Origin of the sequence: Dyadobacter sp. NIV53, assembly GCF_019711195.1 — a bacterium.
GTDB lineage: Bacteria > Bacteroidota > Bacteroidia > Cytophagales > Spirosomataceae > Dyadobacter.
The window spans coordinates 2,106,229-2,128,668 of record NZ_CP081299.1; the positions used below are offsets into that span (position 1 = coordinate 2,106,229).

At 43.2% G+C, this 22,440-nt stretch carries 15 protein-coding genes; 14 read left to right on the forward strand and 1 reads right to left on the reverse strand.

Features of this window, described 5'->3' with window-relative positions:
- Window positions 1–471: 471 nt before the first annotated feature.
- From KZC02_RS08520 to KZC02_RS08545, 6 genes are all read left to right on the forward strand, one after another.
- The gene (locus KZC02_RS08520; protein ID WP_221393708.1) at window positions 472–1,872 is read left to right on the forward strand and encodes an alkaline phosphatase; all 1,401 of its coding nucleotides are present in this window, start codon (window positions 472–474) and stop codon (window positions 1,870–1,872) included.
- A 603-nt stretch (window positions 1,873–2,475) separates the two neighbouring features.
- Window positions 2,476–3,846 carry a hypothetical protein gene (locus tag KZC02_RS08525; protein WP_221393709.1) on the forward strand — a complete coding sequence of 457 codons (1,371 nt, stop codon included), beginning with the start codon at window positions 2,476–2,478 and terminating at the stop codon, window positions 3,844–3,846.
- A gap of 22 nt (window positions 3,847–3,868) precedes the next feature.
- Window positions 3,869–4,930: a phosphoribosylaminoimidazolesuccinocarboxamide synthase gene (locus KZC02_RS08530; protein WP_221393710.1), complete on the forward strand. Its 1,062-nt coding sequence runs from the start codon at window positions 3,869–3,871 to the stop codon at window positions 4,928–4,930.
- The gene (locus KZC02_RS08535) at window positions 4,911–5,216 is read left to right on the forward strand and encodes a hypothetical protein (protein ID WP_221393711.1); all 306 of its coding nucleotides are present in this window, start codon (window positions 4,911–4,913) and stop codon (window positions 5,214–5,216) included. The genes KZC02_RS08530 and KZC02_RS08535 overlap by 20 nt, the downstream gene beginning before the upstream one ends.
- A 37-nt stretch (window positions 5,217–5,253) precedes the next feature.
- Window positions 5,254–5,778 (forward strand): hypothetical protein, encoded by a 525-nt coding sequence (locus tag KZC02_RS08540; RefSeq protein WP_221393712.1) that lies wholly within the window; start codon window positions 5,254–5,256, stop codon window positions 5,776–5,778.
- A 3-nt stretch (window positions 5,779–5,781) separates the two neighbouring features.
- Complete coding sequence (locus KZC02_RS08545; RefSeq protein WP_221393713.1) at window positions 5,782–6,423, forward strand: hypothetical protein; 642 nt, start codon at window positions 5,782–5,784, stop codon at window positions 6,421–6,423.
- A 55-nt stretch (window positions 6,424–6,478) separates the two neighbouring features.
- On the opposite strand, the gene KZC02_RS08550 is transcribed toward KZC02_RS08545, so the two are convergent.
- Window positions 6,479–7,960 (reverse strand): hypothetical protein, encoded by a 1,482-nt coding sequence (locus KZC02_RS08550; RefSeq protein ID WP_221393714.1) that lies wholly within the window; start codon window positions 7,958–7,960, stop codon window positions 6,479–6,481.
- A gap of 186 nt (window positions 7,961–8,146) precedes the next feature.
- On the opposite strand from KZC02_RS08550, the gene rbsK reads away from it, so the two are divergent.
- The 8 genes from rbsK (at window position 8,147) to KZC02_RS08590 (ending at window position 22,438) form a co-directional block, all read left to right on the forward strand.
- Window positions 8,147–9,085 (forward strand): ribokinase, encoded by a 939-nt coding sequence (gene rbsK / locus KZC02_RS08555; RefSeq protein WP_221393715.1) that lies wholly within the window; start codon window positions 8,147–8,149, stop codon window positions 9,083–9,085.
- A 26-nt stretch (window positions 9,086–9,111) separates the two neighbouring features.
- Window positions 9,112–10,107 (forward strand): GRP family sugar transporter, encoded by a 996-nt coding sequence (locus KZC02_RS08560; RefSeq protein ID WP_221393716.1) that lies wholly within the window; start codon window positions 9,112–9,114, stop codon window positions 10,105–10,107.
- A 77-nt stretch (window positions 10,108–10,184) separates the two neighbouring features.
- Complete coding sequence (locus KZC02_RS08565) at window positions 10,185–11,750, forward strand: ADP-ribosylglycohydrolase family protein (protein ID WP_221393717.1); 1,566 nt, start codon at window positions 10,185–10,187, stop codon at window positions 11,748–11,750.
- Window positions 11,751–11,864: 114 nt separating this feature from the next.
- Window positions 11,865–14,972, forward strand: coding sequence for a TonB-dependent receptor (locus KZC02_RS08570; RefSeq protein WP_221393718.1), 3,108 nt, complete (start codon window positions 11,865–11,867; stop codon window positions 14,970–14,972).
- 30 nt (window positions 14,973–15,002) lie between these two features.
- Window positions 15,003–16,583: a RagB/SusD family nutrient uptake outer membrane protein gene (locus KZC02_RS08575; protein WP_221393719.1), complete on the forward strand. Its 1,581-nt coding sequence runs from the start codon at window positions 15,003–15,005 to the stop codon at window positions 16,581–16,583.
- Between the two features lie 49 nt (window positions 16,584–16,632).
- Complete coding sequence (locus KZC02_RS08580; protein WP_221393720.1) at window positions 16,633–17,187, forward strand: hypothetical protein; 555 nt, start codon at window positions 16,633–16,635, stop codon at window positions 17,185–17,187.
- Entirely contained in the window at window positions 17,172–18,788 is a 1,617-nt protein-coding gene (locus tag KZC02_RS08585; RefSeq protein ID WP_221393721.1) for an SUMF1/EgtB/PvdO family nonheme iron enzyme, read from the forward strand. The genes KZC02_RS08580 and KZC02_RS08585 overlap by 16 nt, the downstream gene beginning before the upstream one ends.
- A 578-nt stretch (window positions 18,789–19,366) precedes the next feature.
- Window positions 19,367–22,438, forward strand: a complete 3,072-nt coding sequence (locus KZC02_RS08590) for a TonB-dependent receptor (RefSeq protein ID WP_221393722.1) — start codon at window positions 19,367–19,369, stop codon at window positions 22,436–22,438.
- The last annotated feature ends 2 nt before the right edge of the window (window positions 22,439–22,440 follow it).

Consider the following 22,440-nt stretch of genomic DNA (forward strand, 5'->3'; position numbering starts at 1 on the left):
AGAAAGACCTCTTCCTGTATAGCCAAATACCAGTTTTTATCAGGGTTTGAATATTTCGCAAAGGTATTTTTATGCTGTTACGATATTGTAACTGTACGGTTATTAAAATGTTAATCTTTTGAAAAGCCAATTATGAAACATCTTCATTTTATTGATATAAAATAAACGCTGCTATTAAAAAATGGTACAAATCAAAGAAAGCTATGTTTGTATACTTTTAATATTAACTATCACAAACCATCTTTCCTTAGCCTTAATGTATCCGAAGTAATACAACCTTTTAAAGCTAACAATATGTTAACATGCCGGAATCATTGAGATCATATCGGGCGTGTACTTTTGAGAGATGAAGTCAACGTAATGCCGGGCAGTCCATATCTGTGCATCTTTTCACATGCAGGAGTAATCTGTTTATAAACGAAACCGGCATTTTACTTACAGATCAACACCTTACAGAGCATAGTTATTTATATGAAAAGAAGAGATTTTTTTACCAACAGTTCCCTTACGCTACTCGGCGCTTCCTTATTATCTCCAAAAAATTTACTGGCTGCCAATCCGTTATCATCCCGAAAAGAGAAGACGGCCAAAAATATTATTTTCTTAGTCAGTGACGGTATGAGCACCGGTACGCTGAATATGGCCAGCCTTTTGCTACAACGTAAAGTAGGCCGCCAAAGCAACTGGATCAAACTTTATCAGGAAAACAAAGGAAGAAGGGCATTGATGGACACCTCTTCGTCCAATGCGCTGGTAACTGATTCTGCCGCTGGAAGCTCGGCCTGGGGTGGTGGTATAAAAGTACCTAACGGATCACTGAACGTAAATGCAGACGGCAGTTTTAATAAACCTATTCTTCAGAAGTTCAAAGAAGCTGGTAAGACGGTTGGCTGTGTGACAACTGTATCCATTACACACGCCACACCAGCTGGTTTTTGTGTAAATAACAAATCACGCGGTGATGAATATGAAATTGCGGGGCAATATCTGGACCTGAAATTTGATGTCATGATGGGTGGCGGCAGGCAATTTTTTAGTAAGGAAAACCGAAAAGACAAAGTCGATCTTTTACAAAAATTCGGTCAGGCCGGATACCAGCTACCTCAGAATCGGGATCAAATGCTCGCACTGGATGTAAATTCCCGCAAACCTGTATTGGGCCTTTTTTCTGAAAACGGGCTGCCGTATTCACTCGACGCCGCACAGGATACTACGCTACAAAAGAATGTACCTACCCTGGCCGAAATGACGAAGAAAACCATAAGCATTTTATCTCAGAACAATAAAGGATTTGTGATGCAGGTAGAAGGCGGCAAGGTCGATTGGGCTGCTCATGCAAATGATGCTGCGGGACTTTTATATGACCAGATCGCATTTGACGATGCGGTAAAAGTGGCACTGGATTTTGCAGAAAACGATAAAGAAACACTGGTGATCATGACCACCGATCATGGCAATGGCAATCCGGGATTATTTGGCAATGATCTGCATTTTGACCGTATACAGCATTTTAAGCAAACCAATGACTGGATTCTAAATGGCATCAACAGCAAATTTACAAGCAGTCAGGTTGTTGAACGGATTGAAGCGGCACAGGGATATGCAATCAAAAAAGCAGAAGCTGAATTACTGCTGAATTCCTACGTAAAACACGACGGGGATGGCCTTTATAATCCCCTAAAATTACCGTTTAAGCAGTTAGGACTTATTCAATCCGACTATATTTCTGTAAACTTTGCCAGTATGGACCACTCTGGCGACTATGTGGAACTGGCCATGTTCGGGCCTGGAAGTGAACTGCTCAAACCATTTGTGAAAAATACAGACCTTCATCTTCTTATGCTGAATGCTGCCGGAATTGGCAATATATAAACGCTTGTTTGCAATCTACCAAAACAACTATATTGATGTAACAGACATTATCACGAATTATATTGTACGCTGTCGGCATTCGTCTAAAACCTGGTTCCGTGCATTAATTTGATAGTCGAATGCCGACCGCCGACAGCAGTATAGTTCATGATAATGTCTGTTAAATATTTTAAATAACACCGGCTTCACTGGCCTGATTCAGACACCGCAATTAATACCGCTCCGGTTATTCTCAGTATCGTACCTGTAACGATTTGCAAAGTCACAAAACAGCCGAAAATGTTGATAAAATAGCCCTGTGTAAAAGCAAAAAAATGTATGCTTACAATGGCTGTTTCCACCCTCTCAAAATAAAATAAGTATATTCATTACCGTTAACTCAATATATTGGCGGAATCTTTGAAACCCGATTTATACTTATTACTTTTCTTAAAAGTTTTAGACCACTGAATTACAAGCCAGGCTTATTTATGCAATTTCTTTAGGGGACGTATTTAAAGCATAGCCGATCAATTTTAAAGCTTTCACATTCAGGATTATTACAGACGAATAGAGGAAAAGTAGGATTCATTAGAATAATTTCACACACGATGTTCTAATATTATGGAGAAAGCTTTTAAATCATGGAATGCATCTTATATAGATCATCATATTGTGGCCATGCCGCCTGGCTGGAAAAATCTTCCTGTTGAGCCCTACACATTCGTTTTTGTCAGCAATGAACTGAGCATGCAGCAGTATGCAGGCTTTTTTAAATGCTGTATCGAAAATAACATTGCCAATCCACGTTTGTTCACGCCACGATCCCTGGCCTTAGCTTCGATATTCCATCCATCGTTTTATCACGCGGTGACTAATATCCATTCTAAAATTTCCAGCGATTTTAGAAAGTTCAGCGATGCATTAATACCGTTAGAGATGAATATCCCTGTTTCAGCCGAACTGGAGGCGGGTTCCGTGAGACACTGGCTGCAATCCCTCGTGTTTTTGGCAGGAATCACACTAAGTGCTGCAATCATCCAGAACCGATGGTCGGCGGGAACAATTGAAAGTAAGCTGAACCGGCTTTGGCAGGTTAGTGCATACAGCGAAATGCCTGGTTTCGAGCAGTTAAAAGAATTGAAAATTCAGGATTTTGTGCTCCGTTGTGCTGCTAAGCTGGATTCCAACCCATACCTTGTTATCAGAGAACTGAAAACGTTTTATTCGCTTGTCCTGCAAAAACTGATACTTAACATTCCATTTGTTGAAAGGGAAATGACGGCTATAAAACTTACTGCTGAACAGGAAAACCGGTATGGATTTATTCCAGCTCTGAAGAATTTACTCGGCAATAATCTGAAAGCAGTAATCCTTTATGGTTCAGCTGTGAACAGCGTCCAGTTTGCGGACTACGATTTGGTTGTGGTTGTAAAAGATCTTGACAGTGCTTTACATACACTTGCCGGAAAGTCGCCGGTCTACAATGGACTTGAATTAAATATCAGTTTATTCGGTGAAACGGATTTCCAGACTTATCAGCTTGTATCTGGTGACAATCTGGCCGATCATGGCCTTTGCCTGTACGGCTCGGTTAAAGTCCCTCAAAAACCAGCCGCTGATCTTATACTGCGAAATTTCAGTTTTGGATTTATACGGTTTCGTCAGTTAATGGGTATGGCGGCAACACTCAGCAATTATTCATCCGCTGCCGACGACAAACGTAATCTGCTTGATTATTTTATTAAAATACCTCTCAACGTTTACAAGGGAATTCAGGGATGTTATGGCAAACCGGGAACGAATGAAGAACTCAGGGCCTGGTCGGTAAATTCTTTAAATTTTGATGTAAAAATGCAACAGCTTCGTGCCGCAAACGGAGGTGCAATGGAGTCCGCAGCGAGTGCCGCCTGGGCAACGCTGGAAGTAATGCACTGGTTTGATAAGAAGATGGATATCCTTAAAATAAAAAGTCCTGTTGAACAAATGGTTTAATCCATAACTAAGTACACTAATTATGAATAAAGTATCTGATATCCAAGTGTTTATTGAACCAGCAGATGAAATATTTCATTTGATGCCGGCTCTTAGTAAAAGGTTACTCGAACTTGATATAGAAGTGGTGGTTGCCTCCAATGATGTCCCTGGTAAAAAGGCTTTTAAAGTGGGCTTCAATCCCGATCCGACATCCTCACCTCCCCTTTTATCAGAACTGGTCGAAGAAGTAATACAGCAGATCCCGTTTGATTTTGAGTCACTGCCTATACTTGTTGAAGGTGAAAGTAAAATTATCAGGCTTCTCAATTCAAAAATTGTTATTGAAAAATTCAAGCCGACGGTCTACTCTTTTACGCATAACCGGTATGGTGAGGTGAAAGGGACGGAAGAATTAAGGGTTTTGTTTTCGGGTGAAGTTTTCCGCCGGATGAACCGGTTTACCAGCCAGGAAGGTGGCCATCTTAAAAATGCGTTTCTGGCTGTCGTGGAATCCGTGGATGGCCCGTTTCTGGTTCAGGAAAGGGTTGAAGCAAGTAATCTTGAAGTACGGGTAAAACGTTATCACATTGGATCGCCTGTACATCGCTATAAATATACAGAGCGTTACGGCACCGTACAGCAGGATCCGGCACCATTGGTTAAATGGTCCAGATTTGACAAACCAATAGTATGTTTTGACTGGCGGCTTCCGCTTACGGACGAAGCGGGAAACAGGCTTGCGGACGAACCTATATCGGACGATTATGCATCAGTCTGGATGCATGATATTCCCACAGCAAAGAAACTGGCAGGTGATACCTTTAAATGGCTTGAAGAATTATTTGCCGGAGCCGGATTACTGCTGGTTGATATCTGTTTTTTTATAGACATGTCCGGCAACAAAATTTTTGGGGAGGTAAGCCCGGATTGTATGCGGGTAAAAAAAGGCCTGGGAGATCCCAGTCAAAGCGAAAGCCTGGACAAGGACCTTTGGCGTGACGGTGAAAAAGAGCAGTTATTGGCAGAGCGTTACACAAATTTTTATAACCTTATATTTAACAAAACAGTAAACGAATACGATTATGGCAACTATGACAATTAAAAACAACCGGCTGAAGATGTCACCCGGAGGGATTGTGACACTTACTGTTGCAGCCAGAAAAGCACTTGGAATGAAGGTGAATGAATCGGAAAAAGTATCCGTGTCCACAGACAGGGAAAGCGTAATTATTACGAAGGGTGAGGGATTAAAAACCACCAGAATTTCTAAATCGGGCCAGCTGGAACTTAGTACCGAAGCAAAGGAACTGTTGCTGAAGAGTGAAAAAAGGCATTATTGGCTTGAATTGGATGATGACAAAAATCAGGTGAGACTAATGGTCTATTAATGCAGGAAAAAACTTTGGTAATTGGCAAAACCCTGGCATGTGGAGTAACAACAATTTTATTATTACCCTTGACGGTCATGATGGCAGCGGAAAAACCACGCTTGCAAACTTACTTGCAAAAGAACTCGGCGGGATTTATGTTCGCCCTTTTGCAGGTTTGGCAGGTAAAAAACTTATCGGACTTGCGGATCAGAAAGATTACGAAAATGTTGTATCGTTCGGTTACGAAACTGTGCTGGGTTTTGTAAATTCCTATTCAAACGAAATTTTGGTATTTGACCGGTGCTGGATGACTGTTTTCTCGTTGGTGCCGGAAAATTTCAGGCACGATCCGAGGTGGTTTCCGTTGCCATTAACTGTTTTGTGTTATTCTGACCTTGATCACACGCTGCTCAGGCTTGCACAAAGAACAGAGGAGAAATTTGATGTTAATTACCATCAATACTATCTCGATTTATATTTGGAACTAAGCAGGGAATTTCATTCTAATCTTTTATTGACAGATAAAAATGAAATCCCTGACTGTTTGAACCAGTTAAAAAAATGGTGTAAACCCTCTTAACTTATGAATATTGATTTATTTTCAGCTCGGTCAGCGGCTTCCCGGCCCCTGGTTATAGGCTTCAGCAAAGGTCGTGGGTTTGATGAGGCTTTGGAATACATCCAAATCGACAGAACCAACGAATACGATCACTTCGCAAATGGCGGAATACCGGTTTTCTGTGACCCGGTTAATAATTTAAAACTGGTGAAGGTCAGGTCCAAGGATTTGCCGCTGCTGCTACTGCATAATCACATTGATATTGCGTTTGGCAGTTCAGTCTGGTTCGATGAATCAGATAGTTGCGAATTGAAATTGTTTACCACACTTGCGCTTCAGAAATGCCGTCTGTCAGTAATTGGCAAGAATTTAATGCCCATTCAGGAGATAACCAGCATTTGTTCAAAATTCCCGAATTTAACTGCCGGATACATTAGTAAAAACGGGCTCAACGCAAAAGTGGTTATTATGGAAGGCTGCCATGAAGTGGCTCTGTCACTCGATATGACCGATGTAATTATTGATATCATTGAAACCGGCCAGACCATTGAACGTATGAATTTTTTGGAATTGGAATGTATCACCACCGTTTCGCATGGTATCTGGACCCGTGAAAATGATTATGCATCTATCAGGCATTTGAAAAAGTTGTGGGAACTGGTATAAGTCTTGTTTCAAATTTGTGTTAAATTCCTGAAGATTTGTAGAAGACTTGGACCTTTTATTTCATAATCCTGCTTAATCCATTATTATCACTCATTTCCTGAAACCAGTCTTTTATTCCCAGTTCCAGCATTAATTGCCGCTCGTAGGAATCATCCAGCAATTGGAGCGATTGGGCCGCAACAGACTTTAATGGTTTATATTTCAGCCATTTTTTGAGCAAAGTCAGGAATAACTGTTCCACCCGGTACCATGCTTTTCCGCCTTTAAGTTTACGCTCAATGGATCTGATTTCATAAAACAGGTAATCCCGGTCATCCAGTGCCACATGAATCATCAGCTTCATAAGCCGGCAGCTTATATAAAGCAGGCTGCTTAGCGAACTCGTCGGCTGGTTCAGTATATGGTTGATACATAAAAGTGCCTGTGAATAATCGCACAGATAATAATGAATTCTTGCAATGGTCAACCGTAACTGTACTTCAATCTGAAGAGGCAGATTTGGAAGGTCGCGTTCTAATCCCTGATTTTCCTGGTTGAAAATAATAAGCGCCTGGTGATGAAATCCCTGGTTGACCGCACTGTGGAGCCGGTGCTCCAGTACCTGATATTTGATAGATAACCGGTGGCCTTCGGAAGGTGTCGATAAAGATTCCAGCCGTCCTAAAAAATATTCCATTTTATCATATTGTTCCGTTCTGCGCAGGGTTTCCAGAATATTATTTAATACATGGTTATAATAAACCGGTTTATCCAGCCACAGCTCTGTATTGTTCTGAAACAAATTATCGAGTTCGTACAATACACTCAAACTCCCCTGTGCATCTCCGGTCATCAGGAAATAGGCAGACTGAAAATGCAGGTGAAGCTGCTGCGACTCAAAAGAATTTAAGCGCTGTGTATTGAGTACCTGGTGCTCTTCCAGTAAAAGATCATTCAAACGGACCGTTTCCCGAAGGCTTCTGACCACACCCATTTTCCAATACCTCAGTAATAATACTTCATACAGCGAAGCATGCTGCTGAACGGTACATTCATGTTCAAGGAGTTCGCGTATTTTTTCCTGCTTTTCAATCAGTTTGGATTCATCCCATTTAATAAAATGCTGCCGTAATATAAATTGCAGTTCCTGCCTTGCAGCCAGAATGTAAAAAATAAACTTTTCGTGTTTCATTGCCAGCCTTTTTGCTTTTTCAAGTTCCTCAAAGCTTGCGCAGATAAGTCCACGGTTGTACAAAATCTGGCTGTCCTGGATCAGGTTCATCAATCTTACCTCAATAGATTTATCGGCTTCGTACTGGCGGAGGCTTTTCATCAGTACATGGTACAAATGTTTACGGGCCGGCTCCAGGGTAGCCCCCGGGAAAAGATCCGCCACTTCAGTTTTTATTTTTTCGTTGAACTGCACGTATTGTTCCAGACAATCAAACAAGCGTAAATAAGCTTTATCGCCTTGCTGCAAACTTATACTCAACCGGAAATAACGCTTTTCAGATTTAGTCAGAGATTGAACAAGCAAATGCAGTTGATTAAAATCCATAGGATTAGCTAAATATGTTACATTTTAACATGTATAAATTCTATAAGAGTTTTAAAACCTCACTTTACTTCTATTTATTTAAATAAAAATAATTCGATAGGATTAGCCAGCAGCAGAAAATAATGGAAACAAAACATGATTTATTTAATATATTTTTGACTTATCATAATAAGATAAATCATTGCTATGTCCCTACCCAATGTAATTTGCGTCGTCGGCAGTTCAAATACTGACATGGTTGTCAAGGCCGAAAAACTTCCTTCTCCGGGTGAAACAGTAATCGGGGAAGTATTTTTAATGAATCCTGGTGGCAAAGGTGCAAACCAGGCTGTTGCTGCTGCCAGGCTGGATGGAAATGTCGTCCTCGCTGCGAAAGTGGGCAACGATGTGTTTGGCAAACAGGCCATCCAGCAATTCAAAAGAGAAAAAATAAATCCGATGTACATCACCATTGATAGTGAACATCCATCAGGAGTTGCGCTGATCAATGTGGATGCAAAAGGAGAAAACTGTATTTCAGTTGCACCGGGCTCAAATAGCCGCTTAATGCCTCACGATGTTGAATTGATTTTAGATGGACTGAACCTTTCAGACATCGTTTTACTGCAGTTGGAAATTCCGCTGAAAACTGTTGACTTTGTTATCAGGAGCAGTTTTGAAAAAGGATTGCGCGTCATTCTTAACCCCGCCCCTGCGCAGGAGCTTCCTGTCGACTTGTTCAGGTGTTTGTACCTGATCACACCCAATGAAACCGAAGCCGAGATCCTGACCGGAATCCGTGTGACGGATATGCAGACAGTCAGACAGGCAGCGGAAGCTATTCGTGCCAAAGGCGTCCCGAATGTGATTATCACACTCGGCTCAAAAGGCGCTTTTCTGCACACCGATACGATTTCAACACTGATTCCTGCACCACCTGTTACTGCTGTCGACACCACTGCTGCGGGCGATTGCTTCAACGGAGCCCTTGCTGTAGCGCTTGCAGAAAACAGTACATTAGAGCAGGCTATTGCTTTTGCGTGTAAAGCTGCAGCCATCTGTGTAACGCGGATGGGCGCCCAGACTTCCTTACCACACCGCCGGGAAGTCAACAGCCTGCCGCTTATCAACCCTGTTATTTCCTAAACCTGTAAACTCAATTCCTGAATCTTATGTTTATCGTTCCAACTTACACCTTAGCCGTTTTGTTCTGCGTCATCACCATGTTATGCTGGGGATCGTGGGCAAATATGCAGAAATTATCCGCCGGACACTGGCGTTTTGAACTGTTCTACTGGGATTATGCCATCGGCATATTTGTATTGGCTTTGCTTTCAGCATTTACTTTGGGAAGCAACGGAGAAGGTGGAAGGTCGTTCGCGGACGATTTTGCTCAGGCGGGATTGGATAACCTGCTTTTGGCTATTCTGGGTGGTATTGTGTTCAATGCATCTAATATCCTGCTTGGGGCAGCTATTTCCATTGCCGGTATGGCCGTTGCGTTTCCGGTAGGTGTCGGGCTTGCGCTGGTTATTGGTGTGGTGGTGAATTACCTGGATGCCCCGGTAGGAAATCCTGTTACTTTATTCGGGGGCGTTGCTCTCATTGTCCTTGCAATCCTCTTAAATGCAAATGCTTATCGTAAAAACGCCGACAAAAGTACCAGTGTACCTACAAAAGGATTATTACTGGCTATTATCAGCGGATGTATGATGGGCCTGTTTTATAAATATGTTGCCCAATCCATGTTCCCCGATTTTCATGTTCCTGAGCCTGGTAAACTAAGCCCTTATACTGCCGTTGTCTTTTTTGCTGTTGGTGTTTTGGGAAGTAACCTCATCTTTAACAGCCTCTTAATGTGGAAACCTTTTGTTGGCACACCGGTGAGTTACAGTGATTATTTCCGCGGAAGCTTCCGTAACCACCTAATGGGAGTTATCGGAGGAATTATCTGGTGCCTGGGTTTGTCATTCAGTATCATTGCTTCGGATGAGGCTGGCCCGGCTATTTCCTATGGACTTGGACAGGGTGCGACCGTCGTTGCGGCTGTCTGGGGAATTTACGTATGGAGGGAATTCCGGAATGCATCCCAGGGCACATACCGCTTACTCAATGCTATGCTTTTATGTTATGTAATAGGCCTCGGCCTGCTTATTGTCGCCCGTTAAAATTAAGAGCCGGCCCCGGATACTTGTTCCGGGCCATTAAACAGATTATATTCCTTAACTAAATCTTAAACCTTATTATGAAAAAATTACTTTGTTATACTGTCCTTGCCTTTCTTACAATAAGCAGCACGGCTTTCTGCCAGAAAAAGAACGGTCCTTCGCAGTCTCAGACCCTTACTCTCTCCGCAGATGAGTTAAAAGATAAAATCAAAGGTGGCTGGGCAGCCCAGACGATCGGTGTTACATTTGGAGGGCCAACTGAATTTAAATATAACGGCACATTTATTCAGGATTATCAGCCAATTGTATGGTATGACGGATATTTAAAAAAGACGATGGAAGAAATTCCGGGCCTTTACGACGATATCTATATGGATCTGACATTTGTAGATATCCTTGAAAGGGTCGGCCTGGATGCACCGGTAGATTCGTTTTCACAGGCATTTGCGTATGCCAAATATGATTTGTGGCATGCCAACCAGTCGGCGCGTTATAATATCATGAACGGCATCAAAGCACCGGAAACCGGCCACTGGAAATATAACCCGCACGCCGATGATATTGATTTTCAGATAGAAGCAGATTTTTCCGGCCTGATGAGCCCCGGAATGCCCAATACCGCGATTCAAATTGGTGATAAAATCGGCCATATTATGAATTATGGCGATGGCTGGTATGGAGGTGCTTATGTGGGAGCTATGTATAGCCTGGCTTTCACGTCCAGGGATGTAAACTATGTGGTGACAGAAGCGTTAAAAACAATTCCGCCGCAGAGCCAGTTTTACCAGTGTATCGCTGATGTGATCAAATGGCACAAACAATATCCGAACGACTGGAAACAGAACTGGATGGAAATTCAGAAAAAGTGGTCAGAAGATATTGGCTGCCCGGATGGTGTCTTTTCCGCTTTCAACATTGATGCCCGCACAAACGCTGCGTATATAGTATTAGGTCTGTTATATGGCAAAGGCGATTTTGATAAAACCTTACAGATCTCTACACGTGCCGGCCAGGATTCTGACTGCAACCCATCCTCGGCAGGCGGAATTTTGGGAACCATGCTTGGCTATAACCAAATACCGGCTTACTGGAAAATGGGATTGAAAGAAATCGAAGATATGCCGTTTAAATATACAACCATGTCACTGAACAATGTGTATGCGATCAGCTACAAACATGCACTGGAAATGGTGAAGAGAAACGGTGGAAGTGTAACAGATAATTCGATTAAAATCGCATTGCAAAGCCCTAAAACTGTACGGTTCGAAAAAAGTTTTGAAGGATTATTCCCGATTGCCAAAGTTCCGTTTAACAAGGGAACCGGAAAAAATGAGTTCACTTTTGACTTTACCGGAACCGGCTTTGTGCTGCGGGGTATGGCTGCCAAACTGAAAAAGGAATCATCGGATTATATTCTGGAAGCGGATTTATTTATCGATGACCAAAAGGTGGAAACTGCCAAATTACCTACCAGCTCTTTATCACGCAGGAATGATATATTCTGGAAGTATGAATTGCCTAATAAAAAACACACGGTTAAAGTTGTTGTTAAAAATCCGGATCCGGAACATGAATTACGAACCTGGGATTATTTGATTTATTCTGACAAGCCATTCGATGGATCGATAGCGAGAACTGAGTAAAGGCCGAACCGATTATCTGTATTCAGGAAAAATTTGAACTGCTGATTTGGCAGAGTGTCCCCTTACGCCTAAAAAATTCCTAAAACTGCAATAAACCATCTAAACTTAACTCAAATGAGCACTTTTATTCGATTAATAAAGGCCATATATTCTCTTCCGGGAATAGTGCTTTTAAGCCAATTGATATGTCTGGCACCAGGCCGGGCATCGGAACTGCCACTTTCTGCGCTATTGATTAAAACGGCTTCTGCTGATTTAGAAAAAATACCTGTTGTCATTCCTGTAACCGGACGTGTTACAGGCGAGCAGGGTGAATCCATTCCGGGTGTAAGTGTCGTTCTGAAAGGCACTACACGCGGCACAACTACCGATGTGGACGGAAAATTCCAGATTGAAGTGCCCGATGGCAATGCCACGCTGGTGTTTTCCTTTGTGGGTTATGCTACCCAAGAAGCAGTTATTGGCAACCGCAGCACGATTGATATCAAACTGCTTGCCGACGAAAATCCGCTGAGTGAAATCGTTGTGGTAGGATATTCAACCATAAAAAAAGAATCGCTGACCGGGTCGGTAGCTGCCATTAAGGGCAGGGATCTTATCAAACGTACAACCTCCAACGTTCAGCAGGCTTTACAGGGTCAGATCCCGGGATTGACAGTACTGGATCAGGGTGCGGGACCGGGAAAATCCAATATGGTTCTCCGTATCAGGGGCATCACTACGTTGGGAGCCAACGAACCGCTGGTCATTGTTGATGGTATCGAGCAAAGACTGAGTGATATCAATCCACTGGATATTGAATCTGTTTCTGTATTAAAAGACGCTTCTTCTACGGCTATTTACGGTTCGCGGGCTGCAAACGGTGTAATTTTGCTGACTACCAAACGGGCTGCCACAGGAAAAATAGCTATTACTTATAACGGTTATTATGCGTTGCAGAAAACGAATAACAATCCGGTTCATATGGGCCTTGAAGATTATCTTCAGTTACAGAAAACCGCCTGGACCAACTCCACGGGCGGACCTGGAATATTTACCGACGATTATATCAAAGAATATGTCAACGCAACTGACCGGCTCAAATACCCGCTGCCGAACGTATGGTATGATGAAGTATTACATACAGCCCCGCAAATGAACCATTCCCTGTCAGTAAGTGGTGGCAGTGAAACGATTAAGGCATTGCTGAGTGTGCGTTATCAAAGCCAGAAAGGGATTATCGCCAATTCGGATTCCAAACTAAGTGAAGTAAGGCTGAATACGGATTATAAACTGTCTAACCGGTTGAAATTCAGTACGGATGTCAATTACAGAGCCAATAACATCCTTTCACCTATCAACGAAAATGATGTTTTCAACAAAATGCTCCAGACATCCCAATGGACTGTGCCGCGTTATCCTGACGGCACATATGGTATCAGTTCAGATGGCTACAATCCATTGGTATCCGCTGAACTGGCAGGTACAGCCAAAACCCTGGACGAATATCTTTTTGGTAATTTTAAAGGCGAACTGCAAATCGCAAAAGGCCTTATTTTTACTACCCAGATAGGTGCCAGGATCAACCTTACCACCGGGAAAAATTATACCAACAGATACCAGATCAAGGACTATTACAATCCGTCGATCATCCGTAAAAATGTACCGCTGAACAGCCTGACCGAATCCAGAAATGATATCAGGGAATATACCATCAATAACCTGCTGAATTACTCTACCAGCATTGGCAGCCATGCGATCAGCGCTTTGGCAGGTTATTCGCAGATTGAAAACAAAGGACGTTCATTAAGTGCATTCCGTCAGGGATTTTACAGTAACGATGTTCAATCCATTGGTTCGGGAACCAACGATGCTACTAAAAATAACGGAGGAGCTGAATACACCTGGGGATTGAGATCTTACTTCGGGCGTGTCAATTATACTTATAAGGATAAATATCTTTTCGAAGCAAACGGGCGGTACGACGGATCATCCAGATTTCTGGCTGATAACCGTTACAGCTTTTTCCCATCCGTGTCAGCCGGATGGCGGCTTTCAGAAGAAAAATTCTGGCGCGGGCTTACCAATTATGTAGGAGAGCTAAAACTAAGAGGTTCGTGGGGAAAAACGGGTAATCAGGCTGTGGATCTTTATAGTGGGCTGGCTACGTTAAGTTCGGGCGTTTATTCATTCAACGGATTGCCTGCCCAGACATTTCAGCAAACACGTATTGCCAATCAGAACCTGACCTGGGAAACAACAACACAATCCAATGTAGGCCTTGACGCCGGTTTTCTTAACAACCGGTTTACATTAAGTGTTGATTATTATAAAAAGACAACGGATGGTATCCTGCTTACTTTGCCGGTTCCGGGAACATTGGGCCTGCTGCCCGCTCCTCAGAATGCCGGACAGGTCAATAATAAGGGTTGGGAAGTTGCAGTCGGGGCTCGCCACAAAATCGGCAATTTCGGTATTGATGCCAACTTTAATTTTAACATCAATAAAAACAGTGTGGGCAACCTTGCCGGTACCGGCCCATATATTACCGGCGGCAATGAGACACGCTATATCACAGCCGAAGGTTATGCAATTAATTCTTTCTGGGGTTACAAAACGGATGGATTATTCCAAACTCCGGAAGAAATCCTGAACTACCCGACGATGAGAACCGGTATCATGCCCGGCGACGTCAAATTTGTCGATCTGAATAATGATGGCAAAATAACACCGACTGATATGACCTATCTGGGTCAAAGTTTTCCAAAATACACCTTCGGATCCAGCCTGAATTTCTCGTATAAAGCATTTTCACTGAATATGCTTTTCCAGGGAACGGCAGGTTCCAAATCAAGGGTTGGCGGTGCTATTATTGAAATGGGTATCTGGGGCGGATTCACACACGAACTGATCGCAGGAAACTACTGGACACCGGAAAATCCGGATGCACGCTTTTCCAGGCCTTTAAAATACGACCTCCGGAATTTTGTCATGTCTGACCGGGATTTGATGAATGGATCCTATTTACGCCTTAAAAACATACAGCTGATGTACCAGCTTCCAACTCAGCTTACCGGCAAAATTGGTATAAAAAGGGCCAGTATTTACATCGCGACGACCAATCTGCTTACTTTCTCAGCACTTAACGAATGGAACGTAGATCCTGAAACAGTGCCCGGTGGCCGTACCGAACAGTACCCTCAGACTGCGGTTTCTACCATTGGCTTAAATATTCAGCTTTAATTCCCCTACAATTTTTAAAAGCAGAATCAGATGAAAAATCTAAAACTAATATTATCCTTTTTTGCAGCGCTGACAATTTTTTCCGGCTGCAATAACGACCTGCTCGAAACAATTCCTAATGACAGGGTTTCTTCCGAAATTTTCTGGAAAACAGAAAATGATGCCATACTGGCCGCGAATGCCGTTTATACCTATCTGGAAACCGCTGCCAATTTTACCAACTGGGATGCGATGTCGGATATCGGCCATGTTACGTTGGGCTGGCGGGAAGAGTCTCTGATCGAGAAAGGAAGTTACGATGCAACTTATGCCAAAATCCTGAATGAATGGAATGATGCTTATAAAGGCATACAGGCCGCCAATGCTTTTCTGACGAATGTGGATCAGATTGAAGTTGCAGATAAAGCCGTGATCAATCGCTTACAGGGTGAGGTAAGAACTTTGCGTGCCTATTATTATGCCAAACTTGCTATGTTATACGGAGATGTGCCGCTGGTGATTACGAATATTACCATAGAAGAAAGCCGGAACCTGACACGCACACCGGTAGCTCAGGTCTGGGATTTTATTTCCAAAGAATATACAGAATCGGCCGCTCTCCTTCCTTTGACCCAGACTGAAAAAGGAAGGGTAACCAAAGGAACCGCTTTGGCGCTGAACGCAAGGGCATTGCTGAATGCCGGACGATATAAAGAGGCAGCAGCGGCCGCAAAACAGGTAACGGACCTGAATGTTTACAGCCTTTACAATTCCTATGAAAACCTGTTTACCTATGCTGCCGAAAACAATGCCGAGATCATTTTTGATAAACAGTTCATTAAGGATATACAATCCAATAATATTTTCAGTTTAACGACGCCAAACAGCGTATTTCCGCAGGTCAATAGTTTCGTGCCGACAAAGCTGGCAGTGGACGCTTACAAAATGACAAACGGGAAAAATATTACGGATCCGGCAAGCGGATTTGATCCAAAAAACCCTTACACAAACCGTGATCCGCGTCTCCGGTATTCCATATATGTATTGGGATCAGAATTACCGAATGGAAAAATCTATGATTCCAAACCCGGAAGTGGTACCGGTGACGCCATCGGTAATTCTGAAAACTCGACCAGTACAGGTTATAATATCCGGAAATATCTCAATAAGGAAGATATGACCCAACCGAATAATAGCGGCATCAATCTCATCCTGATGCGTTACGCCGAAATATTGCTGATTTATGCAGAGGCGAAAATTGAAGCCAATGAAATCGACCAGAGCGTACTGGACGCTATCAATAAAGTAAGAAACCGGGCAGACGTAAAAATGCCTTCACTTGTCACCATTGGTTCGCAGGCGGAACTTCGGAAACTGGTAAGGGAAGAACGCGAGGTTGAGCTCGCATTTGAAGGCCTCCGCTATTTTGATATCCGCCGCTGGCGGATTGCCGAAACAGTAGTTCCCGGAATATTATATGGCATGACTTACACCAACGCAAATGGTGCGCTGGTGACAATTTCTCTGCCGGCTTTTGTAAAAGTTTTCAATAAAGAACGGGATTACCTGTGGCCTATCCCGCAACGGGAACGCGAACTCAATCCAAATCTGGCACAAAATCCCAATTGGTAAGTGTATTAAAAGTTTGGAAATATAACTCACCAAGTCAAAATACAGGAATATGAAAAAAATCATTTCAGCAATTTTATATGTAACGCTACTTTGTTCGGGATCGGTGAATGCCCAGCAGATCAGGCCGCAGGGAAGTATGAAGGAGTTATTTTCCGGCCCGATTGATCAAAACTCCCGCGATAAGTGGCTGGATTCTGTGAAAATCTGGCGGAGTAACGAAAAGGCCAGGCTGAAGTATAACAACTCGGAATACAAACATCCTGGATTAAGCTGGATCAAGAAGACATTCATTTATGCTCAAATGATGGCTCATGACCGTTATTTCTTCGATGAAGTAAAAAAGGTTTATACCGTTGACCGTTATCTGGATGATCTGAAAAAAAGATTTGGCGGGCTGGATGCCGTCCTGATCTGGCCGACCTATCCGAATATCGGAGTCGACAACCGTAATCAGTACGATCTGGTAGCAGATATGCCTGGTGGCAAGGAAGCTGTCAGGCAGATGATCAGGGATTTCAAAAAACGGGGTGTACGTGTCTTCTTCCCGATCATGGTCTGGGATCATGGAACAAAAAAATTGAACTGCCTATGGCGGAAGCGCTGAGCAGGGAAATGAAAGATCTTGGTGCTGATGGCCTGAACGGAGATACCATGTTTGGTGTAACAGAAGCTTATAAAAATGCATATACTGAGCTAAAATATCCGCTGGCGTTACAGCCCGAGCTTAATATCAAAGATTTAAAAGCGCTCGAATGGAACCAGATGAGCTGGGGATATTACTGGCAGCGTTCCATGAATGCGCCGGGCTACAATTATTCACCTGGTGCCAGTACCTACAAATGGCTCGAACCACAGCACCAGGTGCATGTTACCGACCGCTGGGCTATTGATAAAACGGACAATCTGCAATATGCTTTTTTCAATGGAATAGGATATAACTCATGGGAAAATATCTGGGGTGTATGGAACAAGGTTCCCGATCGTTATGCCGAAGCAATACAACGCATCGCACTGATTTACCGGCAATTCCCCGATGTTTGGAGCAGTCCTGACTGGGAACCTCATGTGCCTGTCGTTCAGAAAGGTGTGTATGCTTCCATGTTTCCGGCTGGTGGTAAAACAGTATATACATTCGTGAACCGTGATAGTACGGATAAATCAGGAAACCAGATAAAACTTACTTTTAAAGCGGGTGCGGCTTATTATGATCTGTGGAACGGGAACGAATTAAAAGCTGTGAAAGAGGGCAATCAGGTATTGATATCGTTTCCCATGGAAAGCCGTGGTTTTGGAGCCATACTGATCAGTACATCTGATGACGATAAAAAAAGTTTAAAGCCCTTTTTAAGCCAGATGAATATGCGATCCAAAAAATTGTTGTCGGGTTTTTCGGCGGACTGGAAACCTTTGCCGCAGCAAATAACCAAAATCGAAAAAACAAAACCAATGGCAAAACCCAACAATGACATGGTTTTAATTCCGGCTGCAAAGGAATACATTTTCGAATCGAATGGTGTCATGATTGAAGGCAATGAACTGCCAACCGCTATTGGTGTACAATATCCGTGGGAAGAACATGCAGGACGTTCGCATAAGAAAACAATGGACATTGCTTCATTTTATATGGACAAATATCCGGTTACAAATCAGCAGTTCAAAAAATTTATGGACGACACAAAATACAAACCTGCTGATGATCATAACTTTCTGAAAGACTGGAAAAACGGAACCTTTCAACAAGGCTGGGAAGACAAGCCGGTAACCTGGATATCCATAGAAGATGCCAGAATGTACGCTACCTGGGCTGGAAAACGATTACCACATGAATGGGAATGGCAATACGCGGGACAGGGAAGTGACAATCGCATATATCCGTGGGGAAATACAAAAGACAGTACCCTGATTCCGGCCGTTGATACCAGTCGTACCATGAGAGAGCCGTATGATGTAAAAATTCATACAAAAGCAGGCAGTCAGTTTGGAATTATGGACCTGGTTGGGAATGTCTGGCAATGGACCGACGAATATACGGATGACCACACCCGTTCGGCAATTTTGAAAGGCGGAAGTTATTACCACGCACAAACTTCGAAATGGTATTTTCCGCAAGCGAAGGAACTGAACAAACATGCAAAGTATCTGCTCATGTCCCCTAGTCTGGACCGTGCCGGAACAATAGGTTTCCGGTGTGTTTCTGATCTGTAATTTCCTGATATTGGTATTCGGTTCTGCGTGATATCTGATTTGCCACGAATTTACAAAGACACTAAGGCTCATATTCTTAAACGAATAACTCCTGTGTTTCTGTAACTTCGTGGCAATCTTATGCTTAACTTAACAATTGTAAAAAACCGGAATATTTTATAATGGTTTCAATTGTAAATTCTCCTGATACCAATACAATTACTACTTTAATGCTCTTCCAGTAACCGGTAAAATCAATCATCTCCCCAGCCTACCCATTGTTTGCAGCGCCATCTGATTTTACCCTGTTTTAGTTCCATATTATTATTTAGATAAATAAAATTCTAGGTAATTTAAAACTTATAAAGTTACTTTGTCTATCAAATAAGTAGATTATTCAGTTTCGTATTACAATACCTGGAAGATTATAATTAAACGGCCATTGTTACTCTCAGGCTTCATTCCAATTTTAATCTTCATTGTATGTCACTTCGTTAAAGTTTTACCAACACGCAATACGTTACGATCAAATTGTCTATTTAATCCATTCATTATATAGTTTATCTTTTATCCAATCAAGCAATTAATTAAAATGAGGTATGTTTAAATCTTTCCAAACCCAACACTTAAAAATCTTTATCGCCGGGTTGCTTCTTATAAGCTACGCCGGATTTGGGCAGTCGCAGAACATTTCGGGCAAGGTAACATCACCGAACGACCAGTCTCCTTTGCCTGGAATCAATGTTTTGGTTAAAAATGGTACGGCCGGGACGTCTACAAATGCAGAAGGTGTTTATGAAATTCAGGCTGGTGAGGACGCAATTCTTGTTTTTTCAGCAATCGGGTATCTTTCACAGGAAATTCCTGTAAAACGCAGAACGCAGATCAATGTCCAGATCAGTGATGACACCCGCCAATTGAATGAACTGGTCGTGGTGGGTTACGGAACGCAAAAGAAAAGGGACATTACCGGTTCCGTCAGTTCGCTGGACAGCCGGGATTTCAACAAAGGTGTCCAGACTTCCGTTGACCAGCTTATTTCCGGCCGTTCTGCGGGTGTGCAGGTTACGCAGGCCAGTTCCGAACCGGGCGGAGGTGTGTCGATCCGGATCCGTGGTGCGAATTCGATCAACGCTAACAATGAGCCGCTTTATGTGATTGACGGTCTGCCGATCAACAATTCTGCTGTGGTACCAAGCTCTACGGTAGTAACGGAATCTGCCCCTAGAAATCCTTTGAACGCATTGAACCCCAATGATATAGAGTCCGTAGAAATACTGAAAGACGCTTCGGCAACGGCAATTTACGGCTCGCGCGGCGCGAATGGCGTAATCCTGATCACAACAAAAAAAGGAACGAAGGGAAAACTGAACGTTAATTATTCAGTATCAGGCGGTGTTTCCAAAGTGGCGAAAACAGTACCGATGCTGGATGCAAAACAATACATCAGTCTGCTCAATGACCTACGTGCTGATCAGAAACAACAGCCCGAATTCACAAGCGAACAAATAGCGCAGATCGGCAACGGAACCGACTGGCAAAAGGAGATTTTCAGAACTGGCTCTGTTCAGAATCATCAGCTGAGTTTTTCAGGAGGCCAGGATAAATTCAGCTATTACGCTTCCCTTAATTATCTGGACCAGAAGGGTGTGGTGATTAGTTCGGGGATCAAAAAATACGTGGGCCGTGTCAACCTGAATTACACCGATGATAAATTCAAATTCGGTTTGAGCCTGAATTCCAGTAATGTAAAAGATGATTTTGTGCCAAACGGCGTAAGTGTGAATGAGGGTGCAGGTATTATTAATACGGCCATTTTCCAGGATCCGACATTGGCTATCAAAAATGCGAACGGAACCTGGGCACAAACGCAAATTGTAAACCTGGAAAACCCGCTCGGACTTGCTAATGAAGTGAAGGATTTCGCATCGTCCAACCGGACTTTCGGCTGTGTGTTCGCCGAATATTTCTTTTTGCCGGAATTATCAGCCAAGATCAATGTTGGTACTGACAGCCAGGATTCGCGCCGGGATATTTTTACGTCACGTCTGACAAAAAGAGCGGAGGGAACGAAAGGTGTTGCGAGTGTACTGACCAGCAATTCGAGCAACAGCCTTATCGAATTTACGGCCCGCTATAACAAAGCACTGAATAAAAACAACCAGATTGAAGTACTTGGCGGCTACACCTACCAGGAATTTGAGGTTCGCTCACTTTCTGCCGGTGCACAAAATTTTCCGCTGGATGCACTTCTGACCGACAACCTTGGCGCTGGCTCGCAAAGCACTTTTTCTCTGGGTTCGGGCCGCACAAAAAATCAGCTCCTCTCCTACCTCGGACGCGTTAATTACAATCTGTATGACAAATATCTGTTAACTGCATCGATCAGAGCCGATGGTTCTTCCCGGTTTGGTGACAACAAAAAGTATGGTATTTTCCCTTCCGTGGCTTTGGGATGGAGATTAAAAGACGAAATTTTCCTGAAAAACATTAATACGATTACTGACCTGAAATTCCGTGCCAGTTACGGATTGACCGGTAACCAGGACATTGGAAGTTATAATTCATTGGTGCTGCTTGGGCCACAGGGACAGGCCATTTTTGACGGAACGCCTTATGTAGGGATTTCGACAACGCAGCTCCCGAATCCGGATCTGAAATGGGAAACCACGACCCAGCTCGATCTGGGTGTGGACTTTGGTTTGTTTGAAAACCGACTGACGGGTAGCGTCGATTATTTTGACAAACAAACAAAAGACCTGCTCCTGCAACTTCCGATTCCGCGCACGACCGGTTTCACTTCTACTTTTAAAAATGTGGGTGGTTTAAAAAATTCCGGTTTTGAATTCAGTCTGACTTCGATCAATATTACAGCGCCTTTCACATGGCGGTCGTCGGCAAATTTCTCAGTTGTCAAAAACAAAGTGACCGATCTTGGAACATTGCCCCTCATTCTGGGTGGTTCGGCCGGCTTCACCAATGATTTTACCATCATTCGCAAAGGTGATCCTTTGAATGCCTACTACGGGTATATCGTCGATGGGGTTTTTCAGCAGGGAGACGATATTGCCAAATCGGCGCAACCATTATCGCGCCCGGGTGAATACAAATACCGGGATGTTAACAAGGATGGTACCATCAATTCGGCCGACCGGACCATTCTTGGCTCTCCATTCCCGAAATTCACTTACGGGCTCAACAACGATATTACTTACAAATCCTTCAACTTTTCGTTTTTCTTCCAGGGCGTACAAGGCAACAAAATGTTCAACCTGAACCGTACAGAATCCGAAAACCCGATTTCATTCCGCAGAAACCGTCTGGAAGAAACTTATACGGATCGCTGGACACCGACCAATCCGACCAATAAAAATTCCTCTGCCATCCCCGTTGCAGTTTCTTATACGAGTAACGTGAACAGCCGCGCCGTGGAAAACGCGTCCTATTTGAGGTTGAAAACGGTTCAGCTGACTTACAATTTTCCTACCGGAAAGTGGAAAAGTGTTCGTGGGGTACAGGTATATGTAACAGCGCAAAACTTGTTTACGATTACCAAATACACTGGGTTTGATCCCGAAGTAAGTGCTTTTGGAACTTCGAACGTCCGGGCGGATTATAACGCATTTCCGTTATCGCGCACCTTCACAGCCGGCCTGAGTATCAATCTTTAACC

What these genes read in the sequence shown, in the direction of transcription:
- KZC02_RS08520 (WP_221393708.1), top strand. Translation starts at nt 472, where the DNA reads ATGAAAAGAAGAGATTTTTTTACCAACAGTTCCCTTACGCTACTCGGC.
- KZC02_RS08525 (WP_221393709.1), top strand. Translation starts at nt 2,476, where the DNA reads ATGGAGAAAGCTTTTAAATCATGGAATGCATCTTATATAGATCATCAT.
- KZC02_RS08530 (WP_221393710.1), top strand. Translation starts at nt 3,869, where the DNA reads ATGAATAAAGTATCTGATATCCAAGTGTTTATTGAACCAGCAGATGAA.
- KZC02_RS08535 (WP_221393711.1), top strand. Translation starts at nt 4,911, where the DNA reads ATGGCAACTATGACAATTAAAAACAACCGGCTGAAGATGTCACCCGGA.
- KZC02_RS08540 (WP_221393712.1), top strand. Translation starts at nt 5,254, where the DNA reads ATGTGGAGTAACAACAATTTTATTATTACCCTTGACGGTCATGATGGC.
- KZC02_RS08545 (WP_221393713.1), top strand. Translation starts at nt 5,782, where the DNA reads ATGAATATTGATTTATTTTCAGCTCGGTCAGCGGCTTCCCGGCCCCTG.
- KZC02_RS08550 (WP_221393714.1), bottom strand. Translation starts at nt 7,960, where the DNA reads ATGGATTTTAATCAACTGCATTTGCTTGTTCAATCTCTGACTAAATCT.
- rbsK (WP_221393715.1), top strand. Translation starts at nt 8,147, where the DNA reads ATGTCCCTACCCAATGTAATTTGCGTCGTCGGCAGTTCAAATACTGAC.
- KZC02_RS08560 (WP_221393716.1), top strand. Translation starts at nt 9,112, where the DNA reads ATGTTTATCGTTCCAACTTACACCTTAGCCGTTTTGTTCTGCGTCATC.
- KZC02_RS08565 (WP_221393717.1), top strand. Translation starts at nt 10,185, where the DNA reads ATGAAAAAATTACTTTGTTATACTGTCCTTGCCTTTCTTACAATAAGC.
- KZC02_RS08570 (WP_221393718.1), top strand. Translation starts at nt 11,865, where the DNA reads ATGAGCACTTTTATTCGATTAATAAAGGCCATATATTCTCTTCCGGGA.
- KZC02_RS08575 (WP_221393719.1), top strand. Translation starts at nt 15,003, where the DNA reads ATGAAAAATCTAAAACTAATATTATCCTTTTTTGCAGCGCTGACAATT.
- KZC02_RS08580 (WP_221393720.1), top strand. Translation starts at nt 16,633, where the DNA reads ATGAAAAAAATCATTTCAGCAATTTTATATGTAACGCTACTTTGTTCG.
- KZC02_RS08585 (WP_221393721.1), top strand. Translation starts at nt 17,172, where the DNA reads ATGGCGGAAGCGCTGAGCAGGGAAATGAAAGATCTTGGTGCTGATGGC.
- KZC02_RS08590 (WP_221393722.1), top strand. Translation starts at nt 19,367, where the DNA reads ATGTTTAAATCTTTCCAAACCCAACACTTAAAAATCTTTATCGCCGGG.